This is a genomic window from Pinibacter soli (assembly GCF_029961145.1).
GTDB classification, from domain to species: domain Bacteria; phylum Bacteroidota; class Bacteroidia; order Chitinophagales; family Chitinophagaceae; genus Pinibacter; species Pinibacter soli.
Genome location: NZ_JASBRG010000005.1, coordinates 1 through 21,270, shown reverse-complemented (window position 1 = coordinate 21,270; position 21,270 = coordinate 1). Strand labels below are relative to the sequence as shown.

The 21,270-nt window shown below is 41.6% G+C and carries 19 protein-coding genes; 16 read left to right on the top strand and 3 right to left on the bottom strand.

Features of this window, described 5'->3' with window-relative positions:
- Positions 1-30 precede the first annotated feature (30 nt).
- The gene (locus QJ048_RS07495; RefSeq protein ID WP_282333727.1) at positions 31-564 is read right to left on the bottom strand and encodes a GNAT family N-acetyltransferase; all 534 of its coding nucleotides are present in this window, start codon (positions 562-564) and stop codon (positions 31-33) included.
- 514 nt (positions 565-1,078) lie between these two features.
- Between QJ048_RS07495 and QJ048_RS07490 the strand changes: the two genes are divergently transcribed.
- The 13 genes from QJ048_RS07490 to QJ048_RS07430 all read left to right on the top strand — a co-directional run bounded on the left by QJ048_RS07490 (position 1,079) and on the right by QJ048_RS07430 (position 17,112).
- Positions 1,079-2,245 (top strand): serine hydrolase domain-containing protein, encoded by a 1,167-nt coding sequence (locus QJ048_RS07490; protein ID WP_282333726.1) that lies wholly within the window; start codon positions 1,079-1,081, stop codon positions 2,243-2,245.
- A 451-nt stretch (positions 2,246-2,696) separates the two neighbouring features.
- Positions 2,697-3,786, top strand: a protein-coding gene (prfB, locus tag QJ048_RS07485) for a peptide chain release factor 2 (protein WP_282333725.1) whose coding sequence is annotated in 2 segments (ribosomal slippage) — positions 2,697-2,756 and positions 2,758-3,786 — 1,089 coding nt in all. Because the reading frame shifts where the segments join, the coding sequence is not laid out codon by codon here.
- Positions 3,787-4,008: 222 nt separating this feature from the next.
- Entirely contained in the window at positions 4,009-4,329 is a 321-nt protein-coding gene (locus QJ048_RS07480; protein ID WP_282333724.1) for a DMT family transporter, read from the top strand.
- A gap of 4 nt (positions 4,330-4,333) precedes the next feature.
- Positions 4,334-4,882: a hypothetical protein gene (locus QJ048_RS07475; protein ID WP_282333723.1), complete on the top strand. Its 549-nt coding sequence runs from the start codon at positions 4,334-4,336 to the stop codon at positions 4,880-4,882.
- 14 nt (positions 4,883-4,896) lie between these two features.
- Positions 4,897-6,528, top strand: coding sequence for an L-glutamate gamma-semialdehyde dehydrogenase (pruA, locus tag QJ048_RS07470; protein WP_282333722.1), 1,632 nt, complete (start codon positions 4,897-4,899; stop codon positions 6,526-6,528).
- A gap of 319 nt (positions 6,529-6,847) precedes the next feature.
- Complete coding sequence (gene pyrR, locus QJ048_RS07465) at positions 6,848-7,369, top strand: bifunctional pyr operon transcriptional regulator/uracil phosphoribosyltransferase PyrR (RefSeq protein WP_282333721.1); 522 nt, start codon at positions 6,848-6,850, stop codon at positions 7,367-7,369.
- Between the two features lie 58 nt (positions 7,370-7,427).
- Complete coding sequence (locus QJ048_RS07460) at positions 7,428-9,443, top strand: Plug domain-containing protein (protein WP_282333720.1); 2,016 nt, start codon at positions 7,428-7,430, stop codon at positions 9,441-9,443.
- A 203-nt stretch (positions 9,444-9,646) separates the two neighbouring features.
- Entirely contained in the window at positions 9,647-10,582 is a 936-nt protein-coding gene (locus tag QJ048_RS07455; RefSeq protein WP_282333719.1) for an aspartate carbamoyltransferase catalytic subunit, read from the top strand.
- Positions 10,583-10,698: 116 nt separating this feature from the next.
- Positions 10,699-11,184: a pantetheine-phosphate adenylyltransferase gene (gene coaD, locus QJ048_RS07450; protein ID WP_282333718.1), complete on the top strand. Its 486-nt coding sequence runs from the start codon at positions 10,699-10,701 to the stop codon at positions 11,182-11,184.
- A gap of 216 nt (positions 11,185-11,400) precedes the next feature.
- The gene (locus QJ048_RS07445) at positions 11,401-12,210 is read left to right on the top strand and encodes an SDR family oxidoreductase (protein WP_282333717.1); all 810 of its coding nucleotides are present in this window, start codon (positions 11,401-11,403) and stop codon (positions 12,208-12,210) included.
- 309 nt (positions 12,211-12,519) lie between these two features.
- On the top strand, positions 12,520-15,126 hold the full coding sequence (locus QJ048_RS07440; RefSeq protein ID WP_282333716.1) for an MGH1-like glycoside hydrolase domain-containing protein: 2,607 nt from the start codon (positions 12,520-12,522) through the stop codon (positions 15,124-15,126).
- 99 nt (positions 15,127-15,225) lie between these two features.
- Positions 15,226-15,666 (top strand): hotdog fold thioesterase, encoded by a 441-nt coding sequence (locus QJ048_RS07435; protein WP_282333715.1) that lies wholly within the window; start codon positions 15,226-15,228, stop codon positions 15,664-15,666.
- A 30-nt stretch (positions 15,667-15,696) separates the two neighbouring features.
- Complete coding sequence (locus tag QJ048_RS07430; protein ID WP_282333714.1) at positions 15,697-17,112, top strand: serine hydrolase; 1,416 nt, start codon at positions 15,697-15,699, stop codon at positions 17,110-17,112.
- A 178-nt stretch (positions 17,113-17,290) separates the two neighbouring features.
- On the opposite strand, the gene QJ048_RS07425 is transcribed toward QJ048_RS07430, so the two are convergent.
- The gene (locus QJ048_RS07425) at positions 17,291-17,914 is read right to left on the bottom strand and encodes an NUDIX hydrolase (RefSeq protein WP_282333713.1); all 624 of its coding nucleotides are present in this window, start codon (positions 17,912-17,914) and stop codon (positions 17,291-17,293) included.
- Between the two features lie 144 nt (positions 17,915-18,058).
- Here QJ048_RS07425 and pyrE point away from each other — a divergent pair, with 144 nt between their 5' ends.
- The 3 genes from pyrE (at position 18,059) to QJ048_RS07410 (ending at position 20,382) form a co-directional block, all read left to right on the top strand.
- On the top strand, positions 18,059-18,691 hold the full coding sequence (gene pyrE, locus QJ048_RS07420) for an orotate phosphoribosyltransferase (protein WP_282333712.1): 633 nt from the start codon (positions 18,059-18,061) through the stop codon (positions 18,689-18,691).
- A 98-nt stretch (positions 18,692-18,789) separates the two neighbouring features.
- On the top strand, positions 18,790-19,164 hold the full coding sequence (locus QJ048_RS07415; RefSeq protein ID WP_282333711.1) for a heavy-metal-associated domain-containing protein: 375 nt from the start codon (positions 18,790-18,792) through the stop codon (positions 19,162-19,164).
- 735 nt (positions 19,165-19,899) lie between these two features.
- Positions 19,900-20,382: a GNAT family N-acetyltransferase gene (locus tag QJ048_RS07410; protein ID WP_282333710.1), complete on the top strand. Its 483-nt coding sequence runs from the start codon at positions 19,900-19,902 to the stop codon at positions 20,380-20,382.
- Positions 20,383-20,613: 231 nt separating this feature from the next.
- On the opposite strand, the gene QJ048_RS07405 is transcribed toward QJ048_RS07410, so the two are convergent.
- Positions 20,614-21,063 carry an LEA/WHy family protein gene (locus tag QJ048_RS07405; RefSeq protein ID WP_282333709.1) on the bottom strand — a complete coding sequence of 150 codons (450 nt, stop codon included), beginning with the start codon at positions 21,061-21,063 and terminating at the stop codon, positions 20,614-20,616.
- Between the last annotated feature and the right edge of the window lie 207 nt (positions 21,064-21,270).

The window sequence follows — 21,270 nt, the reverse complement described above, 5'->3', positions numbered from 1 at the left end:
AAAAGTTCAATATGAATTGGCTTTCCATTTTCAACTCTCAACTCTCAACTTTTCCAAGAACATCTCTCGCGTCATTTCAAAACATTGTACATCCTTGTTTTCCTCCTTTATAATTTTTGTTCTTTGCAAGAACTTGTCTAATATTTTAATGGAATTTTTATTTTCTACCATCGCATGTGCAACCACCTTATCAATATTGAGTTTGTTGAATCCATATTCCAATGCAGTAATTGCGGCTTCAGATGCGTAACCTTTTCCCCAGTATTTACGAAAAAAACGATAGCCCAGATCGATGTTATGGTCATCAACCTTTTTGAGTCCGCACCAGCCAAGAAATGCATCATCTTCCTTGCGGTAAACGGCCCATCTGCCAAAGCCCATTGAATATTGTGGTAAAATGATGTTCACGAGCACATCATGTGCTTCTGCGAGATCTTTCATTGAAGCGTTACCTGTAAATTTCACAACTTCTTCATCCGAATTCAGATCAAAAAGTTTTTGTTCGTCACCCTCACGAAACTGCCTGAAATACAAGCGGGCAGTAGAAATAAGAACATCCATCATATTTGCAATTTAAGGCAAAATCGTTAAAAATCGAGTTAAGAAATTAATAACTGAGTAACTGAATAACTGATCATTATTGTCGACATTTCCACACCATTTCAGTTATTCGATTATTCAGCTATTCAGTTGTTGGTTAAAAGGTAAAATAATTGTGCCAAGAGAGGAGGTGCTCTACGCCTATGCCTAATGCTAAATGCATGCAAATGCGACTTTTCGGCGGCATTAAGCTTAAGCTATGACGTTCAGTATTGAGTAAATTTCTGCGTTAAGTTTCCAAAATTTTCCTCTTGCAACTGAACTCTTTTTTCTGTAATTTGTTAATAGAGAATTAACGTTATTTTTTTTGGCTGATCGACTCTTTTAACTCCCTTTTTGCGCAAGCGAAAAATGACTTTCTCATTCTACCAACCTGAAGATTTTCCGTTATGCAATCTTTATGGGCATCCAATTTCATTGTGGGAAACTATGTTATATCCATGGGCTGACAGATTGATTAAAGATTAAACCTCCGAGTATGAAAGCCTGTCCCTTTTTACTTCTGTGCGCAATAATAACTTTTGAAGCCTGCTCCAAATCAGACACTATTGGCAATGCTAACTCAACCTCCACAATTAGTTCCGGCATCAGCCAGCAAGTGCCCAACCTCAAAGTAGATAGTGCGATTAGTAGCTTTATGAGAAAATATAGTATTCCCGGTGCTGCTGTTGCTATTTCAAGAAATGGAAAAATGGTTTACCTGAAAGGGTATGGTTTTGCGGATGCAACTTCAAAAACTCCTGTGACAGGATCCGGCTTGTTTAGAATTGCAGGCATCAGCAAAACATTTACAGCCGTTGCAATTATGAAACTAGTGGAAGATAAAAGGCTTACACTCGATGCAAAAGTATTTGGCGCAGATGGCGTGCTTGGTGCAACATACGGTACTCAACCATATGGCGCCAATCTGCAAAATATAACAGTGCGTGACCTTATGCAGGAAACTACCGGCTGGCAGTCTGATGGTACAGATCCCATGTACATTCATCCTGATTACACAGCTTCGCAACTGGTTTCGTGGACTGTCGACAATCGCCCTCTTACAGTTGCTCCCGGAACAACATATACAGCGTCAAACTTTACCTACTTTTTGCTGGCAAGAATAATTGAAAAAATTGCAAACGTTTCCTATACAAACTATGTGAAAGTAAAAGTTCTGGAACCTTGCGGCATCAGCGATATGCAGATGGCAGGCAACACAAAAAACGATCGCAAACAAAATGAGGTGACCTATTACGGTTACAGCGATGAAGATCCTTATGGTTTCAATATCGCACGCATGGATGCCGATGCGGGATGGCTTGCAAATCCGCAGGATATTTTGAAATTTTTAGTGAGCACGGATGGATTTACTTCAAAAGCAGATCTGTTAACCAGCGCCTCCCTTCAGGCAATTACAACCACCTCTGCTGGCTCAAATTATGCAAGCGGCTGGTTTGTAAATGGCGATAACTGGACAAACGTTGGCAATCTTCCGGGATCGAGCGGTGAAATTGTAAGAACCGGTGGAGGATTTTGCTGGACAATTCTCTGCAATTCACGAAGTACCGATCCGAATTATTTAGTTGATCTTGATAATATTATTTGGTCCGTTGTAAACAACAAGGAAACACAGTGGCCTGCGAGCAATATAGACTTGTTTTGAAATATTAGCGATGAACGATGTACGGTGCGCAAATGGTGCAGAATGCCAAGTAAAAAATGATTTTTGTGCATCGTACTTCGTTCATCTTTGTGTAAATTATTTTGATAAGGGTTTTTTTATTAAAAATCTGCACGGATCATGATAATCTGCGTTCTTTCTCCCCTAATTTTTAATGTGACATTGTTGCGGAGTCAACTGCGACTGTATTGACTGTCGGGTCCGTCTGACGCTCATTGGTTCCGTCAATTGGTTTATCCAATCGCAGCAATTCTTTTATCAGGCTATCTTTTCCTTTTAGGGGATTGTTGTTACCATGAGTATAAATGAATAGCGCTTCCGGATTGCCAAGGTAGTTCGAATGTTGAGGTCCTTTTCACAATCAGCTACTCAGTTATTCAGTCATTCAGTTACTCAGTTATTTTCCTATCAATAATGCTTAACTTCGCCCGCTATGACAATAGAACAAATTAAGGTTATGAGGGAGCGCGTTAGCGTCCTGAGGAGGTTTCTTTGACGTCGCTAACCGACAAGACAAGATCCAGCAAGACAAACAAATGACGCTCAGTCCCGGTTTTTGGGACGATAATGAGCGGGCAACCGCCATTTTAAAGGAAATTAAAGTACATGAGTATTGGGTGGGTATGTTCGAAAAAGTACAAACCACAGTGGAAGATTTTGCAGTGCTTTTTGATTTCTGGAAGGAAGGTGAAGCATCCGAAGAAGAGGTGAAATCGGCTTATGAAAATGCATTAAAAGAAATTGAAGATGCAGAATTCAAAAGCACGCTTAACCAACCCGAGGATGAACTGCCTGCCGTTTTGCAAATAAACAGCGGTGCCGGTGGTACGGAGAGCCAGGATTGGGCGGAAATGCTTGCCCGCATGTATCGTATGTATGGAGAAAAGCAGGACTGGAACGTTATACAACTCGACTGGCAGGATGGCGATGGTGCAGGCATTAAAAGTGCCACGTTGCAATTCGACGGACCATTTGCTTACGGCTTTTTAAAAGCAGAAAGCGGTGTTCATCGTTTGGTGCGCATTTCACCGTTTGACAGCAATGCCAGGAGGCATACATCTTTCGCCAGTGTGTATGTGTATCCGTTGATCGACGATACAATAGAAATTGAAGTGAATCCGGGCGATATCGAATGGGCATTTTTCCGTAGTGGTGGTGCGGGCGGACAGAACGTAAACAAAGTGGAAACCGCCGTTCGCTTAACGCACAAACCAACAGGCATCATTGTAGAATGTCAACAAGCCCGGACGCAAGGTGAGAACCGTGAAAAAGCCATGACGATGTTGAAGAGCCGTTTGTACGAAGAAGAAATGCGGAAACGCGAAGCCATAAAAAATGCGGCCAATTCATCCAAGAAAAAGATCGAGTGGGGTAGCCAGATCAGAAGTTATGTTTTCCATCCTTACAAAATGATCAAAGATCACCGCACTGATTATGAAGTGGGCAATGTACAACCGGTGATGGATGGTGAGCTGGATGGATTTATTAAGGCATATTTGATGAGCGAGAAGGAGAGCAATTAATAATTAATAGGGCTGTCTTTCTTTATTAATTATCGGCATTGTTAAGTGAGTTTGTGAAAAGGGTATTGCTGAATAGAATTACTACTGTATAAGTGTGCGACGCAATCCAAGCTTAATAGTAGCAATACCGTCGATATCAAAATAATACGCATTCTTTATTATCAAGAATGCTGCATTATAGCGGACAGTTATTAATTGTTAATTATTAATTATTAATTATCCATGCCTTGGATTTTCCTAATTCTTGCAAGTGCCTGCGAAATTGCATTTGCGAGTTGTTTAAAACTTACGGAAGGATTTTCGAACATCAAATGGACAATTGCTTTTGTGCTCTTTTATGTGATGAGTGCAGTGTTGCTGAGTCAGGCGGTAAAGACTTTACCAATTGGAACAGCATACGCTGTATGGACAGGGATAGGTGCAGCAGGAACAGTGCTGATTGGAATTCTTTATTTCAAAGAGCCATTTAGTTTCTGGCGCATATTCTTTTTGTGCACTTTAATTATGTCGATTGTTGGGTTAAAAGTGGTTTCAAAACATTAGTCTTATGCTGAAGAAAATATTCTTGCTTGCACCATTCATCTTATTTCTTTTTGCCTGTAATAATGACGGTAGTAAGGAAGTCGACCTTGGTGATTCGACGCCTCCTAAAATTGATACACCGATCGTTTACAAGGATACAACACATCTGCAACCCGCGATTATCGATTCGCTGGCATTAACACCGGAGCAATTAAAAGATGATAGTACATTTGCAAACGGCAGTGAGCCTACGGCGTGGAGTGTGGCAGGTATAGATGATCCGGTGGCGTTTAAAAAGTTTTTGAAGAAATTACAAATATGGGTGAAGAACGATCAGCGGGATAGCCTAGCCTCTGTGATTTCGTATCCTTTTGACAAAGGCAAAATCAAAAATGCAGAGGCTTTTAAACGCAATTACGATAAGTATTTTACTGCCAGAATAAAAGATACATTACAACAGCAGAACTTTAGCCAGATATTTCGCAATTATCACGGCGCAATGATTGGGTGGGAGGGAGATATATGGCTATATAAAGCAGATAACGGTTTTAAGATTTCAGCTATCAATAACTAAAAACAAGATTAAACATGAGTTACGGCTATTTCAACTATCCTTTGCCGGCAAACGAGCCGGTGTTAAACTACGCACCGGGTTCACCGGAAAAAGAAACACTGAAAAAAACATTGGCAGAACTGAAGAAGAAAGAGATCGACATTCCAATGTACATCGGCGGAAAAGCAGTAAAAACAGGTAACAGAGTTGCCATTCATCCTCCTCACGAAATCGCCTTTACACTTGGTCATTACCATGCAGGTGACGAAAAACATATCAAACAGGCAATTGATGCTGCACTAAAAGCCAAAGAAGAGTGGGCAAATATCAGCTGGGAAAACAGAGCAGCCATCTTCTTAAAGGCAGCAGATCTTATCGCAACAAAATACCGTTCGTACATGAACGGTACAACGATGCTTGGACAAAGCAAAAACGCTTACCAGGCGGAGATCGACAGTGCCTGCGAAATCATCGACTTCCTTCGTTTTAACGTTCACTATCTGAGTGAAATTTATCGCCAGCAGCCGATCAGTTCTCCCGGCATTCACAACCGTCTTGAATACAGACCGCTTGAAGGTTTTGTATTGGCTGTTACTCCATTCAACTTCACTGCAATTGGCGGTAATCTTCCAACATCTGCAGCAATGTGCGGAAACGTAGTGGTTTGGAAATGTGCCGAAACACAAATTTACTCTGCCCAAATGTTCATGCGCATTTTGAAAGAAGCAGGTTTGCCGGATGGCGTTATCAACCTTGTGTTTGTTCCCGGCGCAACTTTGGGAGAAATTTGCTTCAACCACCCTGAATTCGCAGGAGTTCACTTCACTGGTTCTACAGGTGTTTTCAATTCCATGTGGAAGACAATAGGAGAGAACATGGGCAAATACAAAAGCTACCCTCGCATTGTAGGTGAAACAGGTGGTAAAGACTTTGTAGTGGCACACAAAAGTGCAAATCCGGATGCAGTAGCAACAGCGTTGGCAAGAGGCGCTTTCGAGTTCCAGGGACAAAAATGTTCTGCGGCTTCAAGAGCTTACATTCCTTCTAACATCGCAAATGAAGTTAAGAACAAATTGGTAGCTCAGGTTAAAAGCATGAAGATGGGTACTGTTGAAGATTTCACCAACTTCATCAATGCCGTGATCGATCAGAGAAGCTACGAGAAAATTAAAAAATACATCGACAACGCGAAGAAAGATAAGAAAGCGAAAATTCTGGTAGGCGGTAACTGCGATAGAAAAAAAGGTTACTTCATCGAACCAACGGTTATCGAAACAACCGATCCAAAATATGTAACCATGTGTGAAGAGATCTTCGGGCCTGTGCTTACGATCTACACATACGATGCGGATCAATACGAAAAAACATTGGCATTGGTTGATGCTACTTCTCCTTATGCGTTGACAGGTTCTATTTTTGCGCAGGACAAATCAGCGATCGATTTGGCAACAAATAAATTGCGTAATGCTGCCGGTAACTTCTACGTAAATGATAAACCGACAGGTGCCGTTGTGGGCCAGCAACCATTTGGCGGCGCAAGAGCAAGCGGAACCAATGATAAAGCCGGTTCTCAATTGAACCTTTACCGCTGGTTAAGCGCAAGAACAATCAAGGAAACGTTTAACCCACCTGTGGATTACCGTTATGCGTTCCTGAACGAGGCTTAACTTTATTAGCACACGGATGACACGGATTAGACGGATTAGCACGGATCTTTTTCCGTGCTAATTTGTTTTTGGCTCTGTTCTTTTTTTGAGACCGGTAGTAGAGCATTGGTTTAGCTCTGGTTGTGTCACTTCCCGATTCAATTCCTTATCGGGATTTCGATACGAAGTAAAATCGGAACTTCAGCAGTAGAATATAGTTGAACAATATGCCTACACGAATCGATGCAAAGCAAACCAGATGTAAAATATCCGTGTAAATCAGTCTAATCCGTGTCATCTGTGTGCCATAAACTTCCTATTTTTATGAAAATTATTTTTCTTGAAAACGGTTTTAAACAAAGAGCAGCTGGCAATAACTATCAAACGGTTAAGTCATCAAATACTTGAGAATCACTACAATCTTGAAAATACCGTCCTGATCGGCATCCAGCCACGTGGTATCTTTTTCAGTGACAGACTGGTTGAAAATCTTAAGCAGGAAGTACCCGCGAGCGCCATCAAATATGGCAAGCTCGACATCACTTTCTACCGCGACGACGTGCGAAAAGAATTGCACCTCGCCAATCATACAGATATTCCTTTTTCAATAGAAAACAAACAGGTTGTACTTATCGACGACGTATTATACACCGGCAGAACCATTCGGGCGGCATTAGATGCCTTGCTTGCATTTGGCCGTCCTGAAAAAGTAGAGCTATGCATTTTGATCGATAGAAGATTTAGCCGCCAATTGCCTATACAACCAGATTATGCAGGCAAAGCCATCGATTCTTTAATCACCGAAAAAGTAAAAGTTAGCTGGCAGGAAGTGCATGGAGCAGATGAAGTTATTCTTTTGTAATTACGTAGAAGATTAGGCTTTCTCTTTATTTTGACCCTCGAAAACCCGATTAGACCACATGAAATACCTTAACCTCATGCTCTGCGGCATGCTTGCGTGTACCGTAGCAAACGCCCAAACCGATTCTACCTATCTTGATCTTGGCAGAATGCGTGCCAGGAAAGACTTCACCCAAACAACAGTTATTAAAGCAAGCGATCTTGCACAAATGCCTTTCACTAATCTGAGTGATGCGATCCGTTTGTGGGTAAACGGTGTTTACACTGACAAATCAACGATGGCGTATATTGTTGACGGGGTAATGATCAACGATGCGGATGCTTACAGCATTTATGATATCGAAGAAATTACCGTCGTAAAAAATGCGCTGTCGCAACCCAACGGGGCGGGCAATTCGCAAATGCTTGCATTGATCGCTACTAAGAGAAACAAAAGTGCAAAGCCTCAATTTTTCGCGGCCGCACAGGCATTTGCCGTAACGCAGAAACCAAACGTTTACGAGAGCAAGTTCACTACCGCATTGTTTCATCAATATATAGTAAATGGTTCGGCAACCCTTGGGTCCGTTGCTGTTGGTGGCTCTTTGAATTACCTACATGATGCGGCACCTCATTACGACAATAGCCAAACGGAATTTAACACAACAGAAAATCTTGACAGACTCAGGCTGCATGTTTGGGCGGAAACGAATCTTGGAAAAAAGAGCAGGCTTGTAATACAGGGAAATTACACGCCACAAAATTCCAATAGAAATTTTTCCGTTGGTTATATACAGGAAAGAGAAGCGCACGATCGCAAGTTGAACGAGTCATTATTAAATACAACGCTTCAACTCCAAACAGCGTTCAATCGTGCATTGCAAAACAAATTTTCTGCAGGGTATACGACGAACATTCAAAAAGGAGCAGACACAGCAACAACTAAGAATGTTCAACCCTATTACAACCGCTTTGTGAAATTGGATGCCGGGCTGAAAGGACATGTACTTTTCCTAAATGATAATCTTAGCTACAGCCTGAAAGTAAATGACTGGCTAATTGAGCCGGCACTTGATTTTAACTTTCAATCCGTAAAATATGAATCGCACAACAACCAGCTTATTCGATCTGTATATGGCATGTCAGCCTATATCGACACCGCAAAGGAAAAAGGCAATTGTTTTACCATAACTCCGTCTGTTACCATTTCCTATAAAAAGATCTTTAGTATTCAAGGCGGATTTATGCAGGATCTGTCAAAGCTGGTACAACATGATTACAATGACTCAAGAGCTTATCCTTTTGTGACGATAGCTGCAAGCGCATTGCCTTCAAGCAGCAGGCTTTCATTGAAAATATATGGCTCATATGCAGAAACCTTTGCACCCAGTAGTTTTTCAAAATTTCAGGTAAACGATCTGTACAGTTATAATCACTATTTCGAAAGACCGGAGCAATTAGTTACAGGCACTTATACAAGTGTGATCTACCTGCCTCCAACAACAAAAAACTATGGTGACAGATGGCACGCGGGTACTGACTTCTCATTTTTTCACAAAAGAATTACGCTTCGATACAATTACATGAACGCCTCAGATCTTGCATACACACGTGGATCGATTTTAACAAGCGGAGGCACGCAGGTGATCTATAGTCACTATAAAAATACAATGCAAAGACACCAGGTAAGCTTGACCGGACAGGTGTTATCATCCGGTGCATTTCAGTGGCACTCGGGGCTCTTCCTGAACTTTATAAAGAACATTCAACATTATGAAGTAAATGGCAGCCGGTATTATGAAAACCATAAAACGGGTGGGTGGACAAACCGGTTTAATTACAAGAGGCTTTCGTTAGGCGCTGACCTGTTATATCTGCTGAATGAGGATGTAAGTGCAAATTCAGGATCGGGTAAAACCAATAAACATAGCTCTATTTTATTGCAAAACGTTTACCTGGGATACAGGCTCAACTTCAAAAAAATACACGACATGAACGTGTATGTCAGCAGCTGTAATCTTGCAGACTCAAACATAATGCCCCTGGCTAGTGACAGGCGCCGGTTTTATGGTGGCGGGGTGAAGTTTGATTTTTAGAATGCACGAAGCTGAATAACCGAATAACTGAGTAACCGAAGGTTTGAATTATTGAATGATTGAATTATTTGAAGAAAATCATCTTTTGAAGGTTCAGTTATTCAGTTACTCAGTTATTCAGTTTTTCTGCTGTCCACACCCTCTCCACACTGTCAAAAAAAGTCCACTTCGTATTTATTTTTCCTATAGCTTTGCCCCTTAAGATGCAATTATCTACCAAACATCTTTTAGGGATTAGGGACCTTGTTCCCAACGATATTCAAATCATTTTAGATACCGCCGCTCAATTCAAAGAAGTTTTACAGCGACCTATTAAAAAAGTTCCGTCATTGCGGGATGTGACCATCGTAAACCTGTTTTACGAAAACTCCACCCGTACAAGAATTTCTTTCGAACTTGCTGAAAAACGTCTTAGCGCAGATACCATCAACTTTACTGCCAGTGGATCTTCCGTAAAAAAAGGAGAAACTTTACTGGACACAGTAAACAACATTCTTTCCATGAAAGTGGATCTGGTGGTGATGAGGCACAGCGCAAGCGGTGCGCCACACTTTTTGGCGAAGCATATTCCTGCAGCCATCGTAAATGCCGGCGACGGTATCAACGAACACCCAACACAGGCATTGCTGGATGCATTTTCCATTCGTGAAAAACTGGGCACTTTGCAGGGCAAAAAAATTGCGTTGCTGGGTGATATCATGCACTCACGTGTGGCGCTGAGCAACATTTACCTGCTGAAGAAAATGGGTGCAGAAGTAATGGTAGCAGGACCACCTACGTTGATTCCAAAATACATGCAACAGGCATTCGACGTACATGTTGAATACGATTTGAAAACGGCCCTCGAATGGTGCGACGTTGCAAACGTATTGCGCATTCAGTTGGAGCGCCAGAACCAGGTGTTATTCTCGTCATTGCGTGAATATAATTTGCAATACGGCGTAAAAAGAAGTTTGCTCGACAACCTGAACAAAGAAATAGTGATCATGCACCCCGGCCCAATAAACCGCGGTGTGGAGCTGGATAGCGATGTGGCGGACAGCAAACAATCCATTATCTTGCAGCAGGTAGAAAATGGTGTAGCAGTGAGAATGGCAGTGTTGTATCTGCTGGCGGGGGGTAAGACTGTACAGAATTAATCAGGGTTTTGAGTTATGAGTTGTTTGATGCAGGCTTAAGTGCTGCATGCGCCTGAAAGCACTAACAACTATTAACTAACAACTCAAAACTCATAACTTATAACTCACAACTTCCTATGCAACGCATTTGCTTGTTTCCCGGAACCTTTGATCCCATTACATTGGGGCACGTGGACATTATCACCCGCGCCCTGAATTTGTTTGACAAAATTGTAATAGGCGTGGGATTAAACTCTGCAAAAACGCCCATGTTTTCTCCCGAGCAAAGACTAATGTGGATCGAAGAGATATTTAAAGACGAGCCAAAAGTAGAAGGCGCAACATATGAAGGACTCACCGTAAATTACTGCCAGTCCATCGGAGCCAAATACATACTTCGCGGTATCCGTTATGTAAGCGATTTTGAGTACGAAAAAACGATCGCCGACGCCAACCGCACTTTAGACAAAAACATAGAAACCATCTTCCTCACAGGAGAACCCAAATACACATCCGTAGCCTCTACCATCGTTCGCGACATTTTGCGCAATCACGGTGACGCAAGACCATTTCTCCCGGAGGCAGTGGCAAATAGCATATGTAAAACGCAGAGCGCACGATAACAGAGGCACGCAGATGACGCTGATTAGACTGATTTACACTGATTTTTTTCGGATTGCATTAACAGGTGAAACTGTTTTACAATTAGAAGATAGTGTTTATGAAGATCAATTTGATACAAATTCAACAACCAATCCGCGTAGATCAGTCAAATCAGGGTCATCCGTGTGCCCTCTCTGTGGTACACGTATTGTAGCTTCACATTAAAACCATCAAAAATGGGAAACAAACTACAAAGCCAGGTCGCCATCGTAACAGGTGCCTGCAGTGGCATTGGTGCTGGCGTTGCCAACGCACTGGCCACCGACGGTGCTATTGTTGTAATTAATTATCCCTCCGATCACACGCATGACGCAGCCGATGCCGTATTAAACGAAATAAAATCAGCAGGCGGCAGAGGAATGATCTACCAATGCGATGTAAGCAAAGAAGATCAGGTGCAGGCCATGTTTGCAGAAACTGTAAAGCAATTCGGCACGGTAGATATTTTGATAAACAATGCAGGATTGCAGGATGATTCGCCCTTTACTGAAATGACTTTGGCACAATGGAATCATGTGATTGGTGTAAATCTTACCGGTCAGTTTTTGTGTGCAAGGGAAGCCATTCGCGAGTTTTTGCGCCGCGGCATGCAGCCCGAAAAATCCGTTGCCCTGGGAAAAATAATCTGCATGAGCAGCGTACACGAAGTTATACCCTGGGCGGGCCATGCAAATTATGCAGCCAGCAAAGGCGGAATAAAATTGTTGATGCAAACACTCGCTCAGGAATTTGCACCAAAGAAGATCCGCATCAACAGCATAGGTCCCGGCGCCATCAAAACACCTATCAACAAATCTGCCTGGGACACTCCCGAAGCAGAAGTAAAACTCCTGACATTGATTCCTTACGGACGTGTAGGCATTACCGATGATATCGGCAAAGCAGCTGTATGGCTCGCCAGCGATGATAGTGATTATGTAAACGGTACAACGCTGTTCGTAGATGGCGGCATGACTTTGTTTCCGGGATTTTCTACGAATGGATGAGGCGAATTAATAATTAATAAATAATAATTAAGTTTGTTGCCGTGTATGATACATGCTAAATAGAATTACTACAGTAAAAGTTCCGATTATATTTCTTATCGGAATCCCGATGAGGAATCGAATCGGGAGTGACACAACAGGAGCTCAACAATGAGCTGCCGTCAATATACCATTCAAATTATTGCCCTAAGTAGCCCGCCTTGTAATTACTGATAACTTACGTTGCTAAGACTTTTCATTCTGCCTGTTGTACTCAGGCGGAATGTCTCGCTTTAATTATTAATTATTAATTATTAATTTTTCCTCATCATGAATGCAGAAAGAACAAGACTCAAAGACCTGGCATGGAAAAAATGGGGCCCATACGTTGCAGACAGGCAGTGGGGAACTGTACGGGAGGATTATAGCGCAAACGGTGATGCATGGGGTTATACAACGTTCGACATGGCTCGCAGCAAGGCTTACAGATGGGGAGAGGAAGGTATCGCTGGTATTTGCGACGATGAACAACGGATGTGTTTTGCAATGGCATTCTGGAACAAACAAGATCCTTTTATCAAGGAAATATATTACGGATTGTCGGGGCCGCAAGGCAACCATGGAGAAGATGTAAAAGAGCTGTACTACTACCTCGATTCCACACCTACCCACTCTTACATGAAGATGCTGTACAAATATCCGCAGACAGCATTCCCATACGATGAAATACTGGAGGAAACAAAAAAGCGAACAAGAAACGATCCTGAATATGAATTGATCGACACAGGCGTTTTCAATGAGAATAAATATTTCGACATTTATATAGAATACGCGAAAGCCGCGCCGGAAGACATTTTAGTTAAGATTACTATTCATAACCGTGCAGATGTTGATGCCGCATTGAATGTCCTTCCTACACTATGGATGCGCAACACATGGAGCTTTACAGATGCCAAAATAAAACCTTTATTATTCGAGAAGGAACCTGCTTCTATTGCCGCACAATGTCACGATTTCGGAGAGTACAATCTGCATTGTGAAGGCGATCCTGAGATTATTTTCTGCGACAACAATACCAACAACGAATTGCTTTACAGTGCAAAAAATGAAACAGGTTATTGCAAAGACGGCATCAACAATTACATTATTCATAAAGCAACAACGGTAAACCCTTACAAAGAAGGAACAAAAGGTGCTGCCAATTATGATATCGTTGTAAAAGGAGGAGATACGCACATCATTCGCGTAAGACTTACAAAGGGCGAACACGAACAACCTTTTAAAGACTTTGAAGATATTCTCGCTGCACGTTTGCAAGATGCAAATGATTTTTACGCAGAGATCCAACATGACCTGAAAAATGAGGATGCCAAACTTGTGCAGCGACAAGCGCTCGGCAGTATTTTGTGGAACAAACAATTTTATTACTACAATGTGCAACAGTGGCTCAGCGGCGATCCCGGTCAGCCGAGACCACCAGTAGAAAGACTTGCAGGACGTAACCGCACATGGAAGCACATGAATTGCATGGATATCATTTCCATGCCCGACAAATGGGAGTATCCGTGGTTTGCTGCATGGGATTTGGGTTTTCACTGTATCACCTTGTCCATTGTCGACATTGATTTTGCGAAGCAGCAACTAGAGTTGTTGACCAAGGAACAGTACATGCACCCCAATGGGCAACTACCTGCATACGAATGGTCCTTTGAAGATGCGAACCCTCCCGTGCATGCGTGGGCGGCATGGCGGGTGTATCGTGAAGAAGCACATCAAAATGGAGGCAAAACAGACGTCGCCTTTCTCGAATCGATCTTTCATAAATTGTTGCTCACATTTACATGGTGGGTGAACAGAAAAGATGAATCCGGAAACAACATTTTTGAAGGCGGATTCCTCGGTTTGGATAATATTGGTGTGTTTGATCGCAACAAACAATTGCCAATGGGAGGTTACATTGAGCAAGCCGATGGAACAAGCTGGATGGCCATGTTTGCATTGAATATGCTGCACATAGCCCTCGAACTTTCACGCTATAACAAAGTGTACATAGACCTTGCAAATAAATTTTTTGAACACTTCATGTACATAGCCGGAGCGCTGGAATATTTAGGAGAAAACGGAGAAGGCTTATGGGATGACGAAGACGGTTTCTTTTACGACCAGGTGCAATTGCCAACAGGCAAAACTTTCAGATTGAAAGTGAGAAGTATGGTTGGATTGATTCCATTGTTTGCCGTGGAAATTATTGACAGCAAAGTGTTGAAAGAATTACCAGAATTTGAGGCGCGCATGCAATGGTTCCTGGAACATAGGCCTGATCTGGCTTCGCTCGTTTCCCGATTTAAAGAGAAGAATGAAAGCGAAAAGATATTGCTGAGCCTTGTGCGTGCAGACCGCATGAAACATGTATTGTACAGGATGCTCGATGAGACAGAATTTCTGAGCGATCATGGAATCAGAGCATTGTCGAAATATCATTTTGAACATCCTTACGAATTGACAATTGAAAAAGAAACTTTTTGTTCAAAATATACGCCGGGAGAAAGCGACAATGCAATGTTTGGGGGGAACTCAAACTGGCGGGGCCCTGTCTGGATGCCGGTTAACGCGTTGATCATTGAAAGCCTGCTTCGTTTCCATACTTACTATGGCGAAGATTTTAAAGTAGAGTGTCCAACGGGCTCAGGCACATATTTATCGCTCAGGCAAATTGCAAATGACTTGATCAAACGATTGGAAAGAATTTATTTAAAAGATCATACAGAAAGAAGAGTTTTTTTCGGACAACAGGAAAAAATGCAAACTGATGCTTACTTCAAAGACAATATTTTATTCTTTGAGTACTTTCATGGCGACACAGGTAAGGGCCTTGGCGCCTCGCACCAAACCGGTTGGACGGGTATAATGGCGAAATTCCTTGGCTATAGATTTTGAACAGTTGTTGGTTGATTATTGTTAGTTGTTAGGAGTTACCGGCTGCAGAGCAATCAACCACCCACTAACAACTATCAACTAACAACAAACAACTATACCATGATTTGGAATCCCAACAAAGGCCTCACACTTGAATATTTGCACACACTTTCCAAAGGCACAATGGCGGAGCATTTGGGAATAGAGTTTGTCAAAATTGGCGATGACCATTTGATTGCCCGCATGCCTGTAGATCATCGAACCAAGCAGCCGTTCGGGCTGTTGCATGGCGGTGCTTCTGTGGCTCTTGCCGAAACCTTGGGGAGCGTAGCCGCTGCTCTTGTAATTGATCACACGATAAGTTTTCCCGTAGGCCTGGAGATCAATGCCAATCATATTCGAAGTGCAACGAGTGGCTATGTGTATGGTACCGCAAGACCTTTTCACACTGGCAATACAACACAAGTGTGGGAAATAAAAATTACTGATGAAGAAGAACGACTTGTTTGCGTAAGCAGAATTACTGTAGCAATTTTAAAACGCAAAGAGTCTGATAAATAAAAATAATAATCATGCGGTCAATTCATCTATATGAAAAATATTGTCCTTGCGATTACCCTCTGCATTGCTTGTCCCGTCTTGCTTTTGGCACAATCAGGCTCAAATGAAAGTATAGCATCGAAACTTGAGACAAGCATTCCCATGCTCATGCAAAGAGATTACATTCCCGGATTAACAGCAGCATATATACAAAATGGGAAATTGGTTTGGCAAAAGAATTATGGCGTCGCCAACGCAACAACAAAAACACCTGTAACTGATTCTACGCTCTTTGAAGCCGCATCGCTCACGAAGGTAGTAACCGCTTATGCAGCGCTTAAACTTGTAGATTCTCATCAGCTTGATCTCGACAAACCATTGAATGCTTACCTTGGCAATAATTACCAGGTAGGCAATGATCAGCGCATCGACATGATCACCGCCCGCCGTGTGCTATCGCACAGTGCTGGCTTTCCCAACTGGCGCAATGAAGGAGATTCTTTACTGCCCATCAATTTCACGCCAGGTGAACGCTTCAGCTATTCAGGCGAAGGATTTGTTTACCTCGCGAAAGTGATGGAAAAGCTAACTGGTAAGAGTTATGAAACCCTGATCGAACAAACTGTTTTCAAACCCTTGGAAATGACGAGAAGCAGCATAACATGGAAGCCTTCATTTCAAAATATTGCGGCATATCGCCATACCTGGACGGGCGAAGTATCGTGGCTGGCAAACTACCCGAATGCCAATGCTGCAGCGAGTTTGAGAACTACAGCAAAAGATTATGCAACATTTTTAGCTGCAGTATTAAATGGCACCGGCCTTACAAAAGCATCGCATGAAGCAATGCTTACAGCACAAATAAAAGTTGATCCGGCAAACTATACACAACTTTACTGGGGGCTTGGCATCGGTTTAGAAAGAACCGAAAATGCCCGCTATTGCTGGCATTGGGGAGATCAGGGAGATAGCAAAGCCTTGTTCGTCTGCAACATAAACACTAAAGATGGGATCCTTTATTTTACAAATAGTGCCAACGGATTATCCATTGCACCGGACATTGTAAGCATTGTGTACGGAGATAAAAATCATGATATTCTCAAGTATATCGCCTGCGGCAAATTTGACACAGCTGCGTTGGTTCTTGTAAAATCGATAAAGCAGGATGGTGTAGATGCAGCGCTGAAAAATTATCAGCAAACAAGAAAGGCGATCATTGATGAAAACGCCATGACCAGCATTGGTTACAGCTTTCTCAATGCCAATGATACAGGCGATGCGATTGCAGTGTTCACCCAAAACACAAAAGATTTTCCCAACTCATGGAACGTCTGGGACAGCCTTGCAGAAGCCTATATGAAGCAGGGAAATAAAAAGTTGGCGATTGAATATTATGAAAAATCTTTGGTTCTGAATCCGAAAAATCAGGGAGCTATTGAACAATTGAAAAAGTTGAAAGGGCAATAGAAAACTTTGAAGTTGATGGTGTTTGTAAACGTAAAGAAACTCTGTTGTCATCCCGACGAAGGAGGGATCTGAGGGTTTAATCAAACAGTATGTTAGTTTCGTTTCAGACTCAGATCCCTCGTTCCTCGGGATGACAAGCAACATTCCTTAGATAGGGCGGACTTCTTCATAGCTTTCCTTACCCAAGCTTTTTCATCACATCTTTAATAGAAGGAAAAGTATTTGACAACACATCTTCCAGCTGTTTTTTGGGTACCCATTTCAACTCAGTAATGTCTTCCTCTGTTTGTGGCTTCATGTCCTGCACCTTACTGTCTACAGACATTTTGTACCAGTAAGATTCTTTCAAAATATGATGTCCGCTTTCATTATAAGTGTGATAAGTTGTAAGCAAATGTTCCTTTAACTTGATTTGTCGCAATCCCGTTTCTTCCTCAACCTCCCGAACGGCGCACTCTTCAATGGTTTCGCCATCATCTAGTTTACCTTTTGGCAGGTCCCATTTTCCCCTGCGAAGCATGAACAACAATGCATGTTTTTCATTTTCCACAACACCGCCGCCGGCTTTTATGACCATGAATTTTTTCCAGATCGCGTGCTTTAATTCCACTAGGTTTGAGTGAAGAAAAATGCCCGCATGAATTTTCTTTGAATGCATTTCATGCAGCATCGCATTAACGGCATGCGTAGAAAATTCGTCAATAAAAACGGTGTCATCATGGTGGCGAAACTCCTCCATTTCAGGACCAATGGCATCACACAAAAAAAGCGGCTTATCGTTGAAGTAAATTGGGATATGCATGAGGGTGGTCTTTTTGCGAAGATAGAAATATAATAACTGAGTAACGGAATGACTGAATAACTGAATGTTCATATTCAATCATTCTCTATGAATTGAGGCACTCAGTTATTCAATTATTCAGTCATTCGTGGCTATCTTCGCGTCATGACAAATGAAAAAGTTGTAGCTGAAAAGCTTTTACAGATCAATGCCATAAAGTTGAGCCCAACGGCACCGTTTACCTGGGCAAGTGGTTGGAAAAGTCCTATTTACTGCGATAACCGCAAAACGTTGTCTTTTCCTTTCATTAGAGATTACGTTAAATCCGAGCTGTGCAACGTGATTTTTGAACAGTTCCAGGATGCAGATTTGCTTGCCGGGGTGGCAACTGCCGGAATTCCGTGGGGCGCAATGGCTGCAGATCAATTGAAATTACCATATATATATGTACGTCCGAAACCGAAAGAGCACGGCTTGGGCAACCAGATCGAGGGTCATTTTGAGAAAGGACAGAAAACCGTAGTCATCGAGGATCTGGTTTCTACCGGAAAAAGTAGTCTGCAAGCAGTTGACGCTTTAAGGGCTGCCGGACTTGAAGTGGTTGGTATGGTTTCCATATTCACTTACGGATTTGCGGTAGCGGAAAAGGCGTTCGCGGACGCCGGAGTTGCATACAAATCCTTGACAAACTACAATTCTTTGATTGAAATCGCTATCGAAAAGAATATCGTTACACCGGATCAACAATCCATTTTGCTGAATTGGAGAGAAGATCCTGCGAATTGGACGGGTGCGTAAAGTTTATTTTTCGCTAAAGATTTATGGAAAAACAAACATTCTATCATTTAACTTTAGCGAGTTGAATTTTAAAAAATCCAGTTACCAAAATTCGTAAAATGAAAAAGTTACAATTAGTACTGATCCTTCTGATGGGAGCAGTAACATTTTCGTTCGCCCAGGCAAAGACTCAAAAATCGGTTGTCATCAGCACGCCAACCTTACAATGCGAGCAATGCAAACTCATTGTAGAAAATTACCTGGCAAAGGAAGAAGGTGTAATAAAATACGCAGCAGATTACAAACGCAAGCAGGTGAAAGTGACCTATTGGACAGATCGTACAACTGTGGAAAACGTAAGAACGGCGATTGCGAATGCCGGTTTTGATGCCGACAACGAAACTGCAAATCCGGAATCTTACAAAAAACTTCCAAAATGTTGCATGAAAACTGCCGATGCCGGTCCAACGCCAATGGATCAGAAAAAGCAATAGAGAAGGAAAAAGTCAAAAATAAAAAGTATCGAGAGCCCGCTGGTTTATAAACTGGCGGGCTCTTTTTTTGCACGAGAATTGGCACACAGAGGACACGGATTGGACGGATTTTCATGGATCTTGTTAACCGCAAAGGACCAAGATTGCGCAAAGGGAACGAAGAAAACACAATCAAGAACCCTTCTTTTCTTTGCGCCACCTTTGCTTTCTTTGCGGTTAAAAACCTGCTGACGCGAGTAAAAAGAATTCCCAAAAAAGTTAGCAAAAATTGTTCTATTTACATGGGTTCCAATGCTCTCGCTACATACGATACCGTCACCAAAAATCCGCTAAAATCCGTCTAATCTGTGTCATCCGTGTGCCCAAAAAAGCCGAAAGTCGTGTCTTACTCATAAAAAAAAACCGCGAAATCTGCGTCATCTTCGTTCCAATTTCCTATGAAAAATCGGAAAAATCTACTAGAAAAATCCATGCAAATCAGTCCAATTTACCCCATTTGTCTGCCCAAAAAAGGCCGAAAGTCATGGCCTCAAATTCGGAATTATCCGTCCTTCATCTTTTTAAAAATCTTGAAAAAATCATAACAATCATGATAATCTGCGTTCCATTCTCTGCGGGTAAAAATCAAAGATTTTGAAAAAAATAAAAATATAGTCCGCCGGAAAATTACCAGAGTCAAAAAATTAAAACCGCGTTCCGCAAATCAATTTTTAACTTTCAAAAAAAATAAAAACAATGGAATTCGATTTTTCTAAAGACTATATTTTGGAAGACGACAGAGTTCTTTTGCGACCCCTGAAAAAAGAGGATGCCGAATTTCTAGTGCCATTTGCAGAGCAGGAACCCGACATATGGAAATTTTCGACAATGCCAGTTGCAGGAAGCGAGAATATGAAAAAGTATATTGATTTAACGCTTCAGGCACGTATCGACAAAAAAGAATATCCGTTCATTGTTTTTGATAAAAATGAAAACGCGTTTGCCGGATCGACGAGATTTTATGACATCCAGTTGGGAAATCAGACGCTCCAACTCGGATATACCTGGTACGGAAAAAAATTCCAAAGAAGTGGTTTGAACCGTCATTGTAAATTGCTGCTTTTGACTTTTGCCTTCGAAAAAATAAACATGGAAAGGGTAGAATTCAGGGCTGATGCCCTCCACGAAAAAAGTATAAATGCGATGAAAATATCGGCTGCACGGTTGAAGGCGTATTGAGAAACAGCATGCCAAAAATGCCGGATGGAAGAAGAGATACCATTGTTTTGAGTATTTTGAAAAATGAATGGTTCGATCATGTGAAAGAGAACCTCCGGAAGAAAATTGACTATGCCTCCTGAAAATGACGTTTTAGACTTCCGTTAAAAAAAGCCTCCTGAAAAAATCGGGAGGCTTTTTTGTGTCGAAAAATAAAATTTAAAGTATTTTATAATATATAAGGTGAAATTTTTAGAAGTTCAGTTTTTGATTTCCTTCATACAAAACCGGCAAATTCATCATAAATCCTGATCTCCCAACTTTTGCCGTTCCCTGAATTTTGATCTTAACCTGGTTGAAAAGCAGCGCCGAAATCGCATTGCTAACCAGGCTTTTTACATCGACTGTAATTTTTACCGGTACGTTAAATGTGTCCAATTTGGGGATTTCTATCAAAGTATCCAGCACTGTTTTGCCAACATATTTATCCGCCAGGTAAATATCAAGATCCGCTTTTCTCAATTTCAGGTCAAACTTGTTTTGATTGTAATAGGTCACATCTGCCGAAACGACAGACTGATTACCTCCTAAACTTTCAATATTAAAATTGCCGATGCCGACAAATTGGGGCATTTCCGGCTTACTGCAAGCTCCAAATAATAGGATAGGGATCAGCAAACTCCAATACAATCTTTTAGCCATTTTAATCGATTATTTATTCAGCAAAATAGGGAAGTTCTCGCACACCGCCGGAAAAATAAAAAATGGCTTTATAAAATAACTACTAAAAATGTTAGAATTAAATTTATCTCTTGCATTTTATTGTAAACAGATAAGTGACAAAAAATTTAGTATTTTAAAATATTGTTTAAATATTTAAAATACAATGAATAATTAAATTAATAGCGT